The organism is Fodinicola feengrottensis, from assembly GCF_010993775.1.
Classification (GTDB): domain Bacteria; phylum Actinomycetota; class Actinomycetes; order Mycobacteriales; family HKI-0501; genus Fodinicola; species Fodinicola feengrottensis.
This window is the reverse complement of record NZ_WOTO01000058.1, coordinates 51,590-57,990: the sequence shown is the minus strand read 5'-3', so window position 1 is coordinate 57,990 and position 6,401 is coordinate 51,590. Positions and strand designations below refer to the sequence as shown.

The following is a 6,401-nucleotide window of genomic DNA, read 5'->3' as shown; positions in this document are numbered from 1 at the left end:
CGGCTTCGAAGGCCCGTACGTGGGCCGGCTCCGCATCGGTTTGTCCGTGTGACAAGCGTGGCTTCGAAGGCCCGTACCGTGGGCCGGCTCCGAAGGCGCGGCGGCCGAGCTTGGACCCGTCGGCAACCGCGACCACCCGCGCCGCCCGCCCGGTCCACCATCAGCCGGTTGATGCTCGCCTCACCCTCATGGTGGGCGAACGCGCCACTGTCCGGATCGAACGCGTCGACGCCCAGGAACAGCACATCGAGCGTCAGCTCGTTGAGCACCCAGGTCGCCAGCGGCCCACTCAGCTCGAACGACTGCGGCCGCGCCACCCCGCCGGTCACCACGATCTTGATATTGGGTCGTACGGCCAGCTCGTGCGCGATGTTGAGCGCATTCGTCACCACGGTCAGACCCGGCGCCTCGCCGCGGGTGCCCAGATCCGCCCGCATCGCCAGAGCCAGAGCGCGCGCGATGCTCGCCGTCGTCGTACCGCCGTTGAGGCCAACCGACATCCCCGGCTCGGCCAACGCGGCCGCCGCCGCACTGATCCGCTGCTTCTCCGGCGCGTTCCGCGCGGTCTTATAGCGCAGCGGCAGATCGTACGCGAGATCGTTCGCCACCGCGCCACCGCGCGTACGCGTCAACAACTGCTGCTCAGCCAGGTAGTCCAGATCCCGCCGAATCGTCGACGCGGACACGTCCAACTCCTCCGCGACATCCTCGACGACCAACTGCTCCCGCTGCCCGAGCATCCCCAGCAGAGTGGTCAGCCGCTCATGCCGCACCATTCTCCGCCACTTCCTCACTCAGTTTGATGCACTCTTACCCGCCGTTTCGAGCAGTATGATGCATCAACTCCGCGCCCTCGCACGCAACCCGCCGCGCCCCCCGCAACGACATCCTCTGGCAAACAGGGTCAACGACCGAGCCAAGGTCGATCATTTCGATTCCCCGCGGGTACGTCGACTCCGCGTCCCTGTCCAAACGGAAGATCGCTGTCTCCAGACCAAAGTTGTTGTCATAGTCCCTGATCAGTTCGGGCGGCAGCCGACCTAAACCGAAACAATGCACCATCTGTGCGCGCGTCCGCCAGAGCGAGCAACGGCGACAGGCGCGACAAAGGTCGGCATGACCGGCGCGAGCTGGCTCGCCTAGTTATCGCTTCGGCGTGAGGTCATGAGCTGGCCGAGCATCCGCGTTCCAGGGCCCGAGCGGCCGCCAGGACCAGGAAGCTGCGTCGTGTTGTCCAGGGTGAGCGGCTCGCCGCAGTGTCCGCACCCGGTCACCGGGGTCGTGACGTGGGCGCAACCCAGGTGGCGGATCACCGCTGGCGGGCCGTCCTGGCCGGCATACCAGCGGTCTCCCCAGTTCATCAGGGCAAGCAGGACCGGATAGAGATCCTTGCCCTTCTCGGTCGGCAGGTAGTGCTCGCGCGGCGGGTGCTCCTGGTAGCGCTCGCGGACCAAACACCTGTTCGGCGACCAGCCGGGCCAGCCGGGCGGCCAGCACCTTGCGGGAGATGCCCAGGTCGTACGCAAGGTCGTCGAAGCGGGTGAGACCAGCCAGCACATCGCGCATGATCAGCGCCGTCCAGGCGTCGCCGAACAGGTCGGTGGCCCGGGCGATCGAGCAGGCCACACCTGCCAGTGGTGTCCTCGTCATTTGGGCACTGTAACTGAAGTTCCCTCAGGGAACTTCGCTCTGATAGATTCCCTGAGGGAACTTGTCGAGGAGGGCACTATGGCACCGCTGATCGAGCTGGATTCGGCGTCCGTTGCGGCGATCGACGGGCGGCACGTCCGGGCGGTCGCCTTGCAGGGCGTACGCATGGAATACGTGGCAGGCGTGCTGGCGAGGACGGGGCAGTCCGCTGCGGGCGGCCGGGCGCTGGTGGTCGGCAGCGGGCGCGGTCTGGTGGCCGCCGGGCTGCGCGACCTCGGGTTCGACGTCCTGGCGGTCGATCGATCCGTCCGACGCCGCGACGGCGATGGCGCGGCAGGCGTACGGCGAGGCGGGCATCACCCACCGGACGGCTCCGGCGGAGGATCTCGGCCTCACGGACGAGCGCTTCGACCTGGCGTACTACGCGGACACCTTCGAGATCACCTCGGAGCTGGGCCCGGTGCTCGACCAGGCGGCCCGGGCGCTTCGTCCGGGCGGCGTGCTCGTCTATGACACGGTCACCCGGACGCTGCTGTCCCGGCTGGTCTACCTCGGCGCGTTCCAGGCGGTGCCGATGACCCGGATCATGCCGCCCGGCCGGTACGCGGCGGCACGCCTGCGCAAGCCCGCCGAACTGATCGTGGCGCTGGAGCACCACGGCCTGCGCAATGCCGACATCTGCGAGTTCAAGCCGACGGACCCGCGAAGCCTACTGAGGGCGGTAATGGCGCGCCGACAAGGCAAGATCGGCGACGCCCAGATCCCATCGATCGTCGACTTCGAGCTGTCACCCGGCAGTCGGGTGCATGTGACCTACCTCGGGTTCGCCGTCGCCGATCAGCCCTGACCTGCGCACATCCGGAAAACGTCGCGGAGGAGGTCCTGCATGGTCTTCCAGTCCGCAATCAACTGGGCCGGGCGCGGGCGTCGCCTTCAGATCGAGGTCAACGTAGTCTCCCCATACCAAACAGAACACCGACCGCTCACTGGCTGCTTGGCTTGAAAGACCGCGCGTCGGCCAACGCCGGTACGGGACCCGCGTACAACCACGCTCCATGTCCCCAAGAGTTCGCAAACTCAAGCCGGCCCGAGCCGCCAGGGTCTTCCTGGGTCATTCCCGCGGCCCGCCTGAGCCGGGCATCTGGTCGCCAAATGTCACCGATGCCAGCGCAGTGCCGCTCACGGGAGCCCGCGATTCCCAGTACATTCCGGAACAAACAGCCGCGCGACCCCAACAGCGCGGCTGGAGGTTGAAAGGGCTGGTGATTGTTGCGGTTGTGAGAGTGGTTGGCTTGGGGCTCGGGCTCGGCCAGAGTATTGCGGTTGCGACGCGGGCAGACCGAAAATCGCATCGGGGGTAGGACTCTTGGCCGCCGGGACTTGTGTTTCCCGGCGGCCAAGAGAGCCTGCTTACTGGGTCTGGCGAAAAGTGTTCCGCAAGGTCTTCGTTCGGGTCGTAATATGCCGGTGGGATGAATTCGGGAAACCGTCCATCATTTGTGCGGACCAATCCCCGTGGTGGATCATCCAATAATTCTGCGAACCCAGCCGACAGTTTCGAGCCTCACATCCTGCCGGCAATGGATGCGGTCAGGGTACTGGTGGCCGCGACGACCCGTTACTCGCGCCTGCTGCAAGTAACGAGGCGTTGCGGACACCAGGTCAGACAACAAGCTCAGCGAGTCAGCCACACCGTCGTAGCGGCGGGAACAACGGCCGAGTGATCCGAGCCGCTGGCGGCGACGACTCTTCCCCAGTCGGACGGCAGTGGATATGGGTCGTCGCCGAAAACAGTGACACACACACGCCCGTAACCACGACGGAAAGCCAGCACATCCGAGCGCCCGGTCGACAGAAACTCCGGCACCTCACCAGCCTCAAAGGTCGACTTCCGGGACGCCAAAGCAGAACGGTAAATCGCCAGGGTCGAGTCTGCTTTGGTCTGGGTAGCGCAGGCGTACGAGCCGAACCAGTCGGGTTGTGGCATCCAGGTTGTTTTGGAGGTGGAGAACCCAAAAGCTGGCGGGTCGGCGGTCCAGGGCAGTGGTACGCGGCAGCCGTCGCGGCCGAGGTCAGCCCCACCCGTACGAATCCACTTGGGATCCTGGCGGGCTTCGTCGGGGAGGTCGAGGACTTCCGGGAGGCCGAGCTCCTCACCTTGGTAAAGGTAGGCGGTGCCCGGCAAAGCGAGCATCAGCAGCGCCGCCGCCCGGGCTCGGCGCAGGCCCAGCTCGCCGCCACCGTAACGGGTCGGCGTCCGTTGTACGTCGTGGTTGTTCAGCACCCAGGCCAAACTGCGGCCGGCGGTCAGTGGGCCGGCGGCTTTTTCGATGGACTGCTGGAAAGCGGTGGCATCCCAGGGTTGCAGCAGCAGGTTGAAGTAAAACGACTGGTGCAGCTCGTCGTCAGCGAGACTGGCGGTCAGGTCATCCATGTCGTCGGTCCAGATCTCGCCGACAAAACTGAGCTGCCGGCTGGCCTCGTACGAGTCCGAGATGGCCCGCCAGCGACGGTAGATGCCGTGCAGTTCGGGCTGCCCGTGGGTGTACGGGTTGACCCGCCGGTTTCCGGCGTGGTCAAGGAAATCCTGATGTTTGATCATCGAGTCCGGTACGTCGATCCGGAATCCGTCGATGCCCCGGTCGAACCAGAATCGCAGGACTCCATCGAACATTTCGGCGACCTCGGGGTTACGCCAGTTGAAGTCGGCCTGCGAGGAGTCGAAAAGATTCAGATACCACTGGCCGGGCTGGCCGTCCGCCTCGGTCACTCGGGTCCACGCGGGGCCACCGAAAGAGGACTCCCAGGTGTTGGGTGGCAGCTCACCTTTGCCTTCACGAAAGAGAAAGCGTGCCCGCTCGGGAGAGCCAGGTCCGGCCGCCAGCGCGGCGACGAACCATGGGTGGCTGGTCGAGCAGTGGTTCGGCACCAGGTCCATGAGTACGCGCAGGCCGGCTTTGTGAGCCTCATCAAGCAAAAGTGCGTGCGCGTCCAGATCGCCGTACGCCGGCTCGATGTTCACGTAGTCGCTCACGTCGTAGCCGTGGTCGTGCTGCGGCGAGGGATAGCACGGATTCAGCCACAATCCGTCCACCCCGAGGTCCACCAAATGGCTCAGCCTGGACCGCAGTCCGCCCAGGTCGCCGATGCCGTCGCCGTTGGAGTCCGCGAAGGAACGCAGATATACCTGATAGAGCACCGCATCCTGCCACCACTGCCGATTCGGCATGGTCACCGTTCCCCTTCGTCAGACATCCAGTTGTCAAACCAGTCCGCGTGTTCGTCGAGCCTTGGCGGTGGCAGCCGATACGCCCCACGGCGTCGCCGACAGTCGCACTGGATTTGCCGGCTGGCGTACGACAGTGCCGTCTTCCCGAGCCAGTTCGACGATCGGCTCGCAGCCGAGCTTTTCCGCGTACGCGAAGGCTTCCGCCACGTCGTTGACCACGCCGGCCGGCAGCCCCGCGGCGCCCAGCAGCGACACCCCCATTCCGCGGCTGGGCGGCGGCCGAGCGCGGGCTTCCAGCGCCGCGGTCAGCTCGGCGCGATGGGCCGTACGACCGCCGTTGCCGGCATAACGTACGTCGCGGCCCAGCTCCGGCGCGCCGATCACCTGACAGAGCTTGGAAAACTGGGCGTCGTTGCCAACCGCCACGGCAAGTGGGCGGTCGGCCGCGCGCAGGGTCTGGTAAGGCACGATGCTCGGGTGTTCGTTGCCCAACCGGCCCGGCAGCACACCGGCGTTGAGGAAACTGGAGGCCTGGTTCACCAACCCCGCGAGGACGGCGTTCATCAGGCTGACCTCGACCCGCGCTGCCCTTCGCCGGTCCGCTCCCGGGCCTGCAACGCGGCGAGGATGCCGACCTGCAGGTTGAGGCTCGCGAGCACGTCGACCACCGCCACGCCGACCTTCGTCGGTTCGCCATCCGGCCACCCGGTGATGCTCATAAGACCGCCGACCGCCTGCATCAGGAAGTCGTAGCCACCGAGGTCCGCACCAGCGCCGCGGCGGCTGCCGAACCCAGTCACCGAGGCGTAGACGAGCCCAGGATTGTCCGTACGCAGCCGCTCGTAGCCCAGTCCGAGACGGTCGGCGACCCCCGGTCGGAAATTCTCGACCAGCACGTCCGCCCGCGACGCCAGCGCGACGGCCCGCTCCAGATCCGCCGGGTCGGTGAGGTCGAGGGCGACGCTGCGCTTGTTGCGGTTGGCGGTCAGGTAGTACGTGGCCGTCGCCGTCCGCGGTCCAGGGCGGACCCCAACTCCGGGTGTCGTCACCGCCGCCGGGCCGCTCGACCTTCACCACCGTGGCGCCCAGATCGCCCAGCGCGGCGGTCGCCATCGGCCCGGCCAGAATGCGGGAGAAGTCGGCGACGACAACTCCATCCAAAGCGCCGCTGTGTCCCATTAGACCGACCCTATGCGATCAGCAAGCTGAATCGGTCGCCCGAAGTGTCGTTTTCTATCGTGGGATATCAGGAACAACCCGCAGAATGCCGTTCAGCAATGGTGGAAAAGACTTCCGAAAAGACAAAGCCCGATGCAAAGTGTTACCAGCGCCGCGGACGCGAATCCTGATATTTCGGGTAGTTGAGGGAGGCCCTGAAATGTTCGGTTCATCGTGCCCATCGTCGGCGCTCCAGGCCGGTCGGGTCCGCGGCTTGCGGACCGTAGCCGGCCTGGTCTTTGCCGCCGCGGGCCTACTTTTGGCAAGCGCGGCACCGGCAACTGCCGCGACTGGCATCAGCCAT

General features: G+C 66.3%; 5 protein-coding genes and 2 pseudogenes. 1 reads left to right on the top strand and 6 read right to left on the bottom strand.

Annotated features, from left to right (window positions below):
* The 4 genes and pseudogenes from GNX96_RS38515 to GNX96_RS58500 all read right to left on the bottom strand — a co-directional run.
* Positions 1–776 (bottom strand): DeoR/GlpR family DNA-binding transcription regulator (locus tag GNX96_RS38515; RefSeq protein WP_279582590.1); only part of this gene is annotated, 776 nt, incomplete at its 3' end.
* A gap of 363 nt (positions 777–1,139) precedes the next feature.
* Positions 1,140–1,559 (bottom strand): winged helix-turn-helix transcriptional regulator, encoded by a 420-nt coding sequence (locus GNX96_RS38510; RefSeq protein ID WP_390624252.1) that lies wholly within the window; start codon positions 1,557–1,559, stop codon positions 1,140–1,142.
* A pseudogene (locus tag GNX96_RS65950) lies at positions 1,519–1,650 on the bottom strand (winged helix-turn-helix transcriptional regulator); the annotation flags it as partial. The gene GNX96_RS38510 and the pseudogene GNX96_RS65950, both read right to left, overlap by 41 nt.
* A 24-nt stretch (positions 1,651–1,674) precedes the next feature.
* The gene (locus GNX96_RS58500) at positions 1,675–2,007 is read right to left on the bottom strand and encodes a hypothetical protein (protein WP_279582588.1); all 333 of its coding nucleotides are present in this window, start codon (positions 2,005–2,007) and stop codon (positions 1,675–1,677) included.
* Here GNX96_RS58500 and GNX96_RS38505 point away from each other — a divergent pair.
* Complete coding sequence (locus GNX96_RS38505; RefSeq protein WP_279582587.1) at positions 1,976–2,497, top strand: class I SAM-dependent methyltransferase; 522 nt, start codon at positions 1,976–1,978, stop codon at positions 2,495–2,497. The two genes, GNX96_RS58500 and GNX96_RS38505, sit on opposite strands and share 32 nt — an antisense overlap.
* A gap of 828 nt (positions 2,498–3,325) precedes the next feature.
* Here GNX96_RS38505 and GNX96_RS38500 read toward each other — a convergent pair.
* Positions 3,326–4,879, bottom strand: a complete 1,554-nt coding sequence (locus tag GNX96_RS38500) for an alpha-amylase family glycosyl hydrolase (protein ID WP_163572652.1) — start codon at positions 4,877–4,879, stop codon at positions 3,326–3,328.
* A 2-nt stretch (positions 4,880–4,881) separates the two neighbouring features.
* A pseudogene (locus GNX96_RS38495) lies at positions 4,882–6,058 on the bottom strand (CaiB/BaiF CoA transferase family protein).
* Positions 6,059–6,401 lie beyond the last annotated feature (343 nt).

What these genes read in the sequence shown, in the direction of transcription:
- GNX96_RS38510 (WP_390624252.1), bottom strand. Translation starts at nt 1,559, where the DNA reads ATGTGCTGGCTGGTCTCACCCGCTTCGACGACCTTGCGTACGACCTGG.
- GNX96_RS38505 (WP_279582587.1), top strand. Translation starts at nt 1,976, where the DNA reads ATGGCGCGGCAGGCGTACGGCGAGGCGGGCATCACCCACCGGACGGCT.
- GNX96_RS58500 (WP_279582588.1), bottom strand. Translation starts at nt 2,007, where the DNA reads ATGCCCGCCTCGCCGTACGCCTGCCGCGCCATCGCCGTCGCGGCGTCG.
- GNX96_RS38500 (WP_163572652.1), bottom strand. Translation starts at nt 4,879, where the DNA reads ATGCCGAATCGGCAGTGGTGGCAGGATGCGGTGCTCTATCAGGTATAT.